Origin of the sequence: Nocardia sp. NPDC060220, from assembly GCF_042727815.1 — a bacterium.
In the GTDB taxonomy this organism is placed as follows: Bacteria; Actinomycetota; Actinomycetes; order Mycobacteriales; family Mycobacteriaceae; genus Nocardia.
In genome coordinates, this window is sequence record NZ_JBHWZY010001295.1 from 1 (window position 1) to 1,307 (window position 1,307).

A 1,307-nucleotide genomic window follows, 5' to 3' on the forward strand; every position below is an offset into this window, starting at 1 on the left:
GTTGCTGGCGAGGCAGGGGCATCGAGTCCTGGTGGTCGACCGTGCCACGTTCCCGAGCGACACCATCTCGACGCACTACATTCAGCAGCGCGGGCTGGCCCGGCTGGCCCAGTGGGGCCTGCTCGACAAGCTGATCGCCACCGGTGTGCCGGCGATCAAGCGCATGACGGTGTCCTACCTCGACATCGTCATCGCGGGGTTCGCCGATCCCATCCAGGGCATCGACGCCACCTACGCGCCGCGGCGCACCGAACTCGACGCGATCCTGGTCGAGGGTGCCAGGGAGGCCGGCGCCGAGGTGCGTACCGGGTACACCGTCAGCGAACTGATCATCGAAGACGGTGTGGTCGTCGGTATTCGCGGTTCGGTCGCCGGTGGTGAGATCGCCGAGGAGCGGGCCCGCATCGTGATCGGTGCCGACGGCACCAACTCGTTCGTCGCCAACGCTGTCGGCGCCGAGACCTACACGAAGGTCGCGGCCGAGTGCTTCATCTACTACAGCTACTTCAGCGGCCTGTCGGTGTCGGAGTTCCACAGCCGGATCGGCGACAAGCAGCAGATCGGCATCTGGCCGACCCACAACGACCAGACCCTCGTGGCGGTCATGCGCAAGATCGACACCTACGCTGATTTCCGTGCCGACGTCGAGGCCAACTTCGTGAAGGTCGCTCGCGAGATCCTGCCCGAGTTCGCCGAGGAACTGGTCACCAAGGGCAAGCGCGAGGAGCGTTTCACCCCGATGCGGTACCCGGACAACTACCGCCGCCAGTCGCACGGCGAAGGCTGGGCGCTGGTCGGGGACGCGGGGTACCACAAGGACCCGTTCACCGGGCTCGGCATCTCCGACGCGTTCGACTACGCGGCGCTGCTGGCCGAGCGGGTGCACGAGGGTCTGAGCGATCAGCGACCGATGGCCGAGGCGCTCGCCGATTACCAGCGCGAGCGTGACGAGAAATCGCAGTCGAGTTTCGAGTTCACCTGCACGATTTCCACGCTGGAACTGACTCCGCAATTGCTGGCCGTTTTCCGTGCGCTGGAAAAGAACGAAGAATATGCCACGGACTTCTATGCGATGGTCGGCGGCGGAATGACCGGCGAGGAATTCTTCGCGCCGGAACGCATCGCGAAATTGCTCGGTGCCAACGTATGAGCTGATGGTGCTCGGTGACAGTTTCGCGGAGGGGCGCGGCGGTTCGGTCAACGCCGACGGCTCCTTCGCGGGATTTGTCGCGCACGTCGAGCACCTGCTCGGAATTTCCGGCGCGATACTGAACCTCGGCTCCTACGGGGCCACCACCCAGGATGTC

1 protein-coding gene is annotated in these 1,307 nt (G+C 65.0%); it reads left to right on the forward strand.

Annotated features, from left to right (window positions below):
- Position 1 precedes the first annotated feature (1 nt).
- Entirely contained in the window at positions 2 to 1,150 is a 1,149-nt protein-coding gene (locus ACFWF3_RS36175; protein ID WP_379318671.1) for an NAD(P)/FAD-dependent oxidoreductase, read from the forward strand.
- The last annotated feature ends 157 nt before the right edge of the window (positions 1,151 to 1,307 follow it).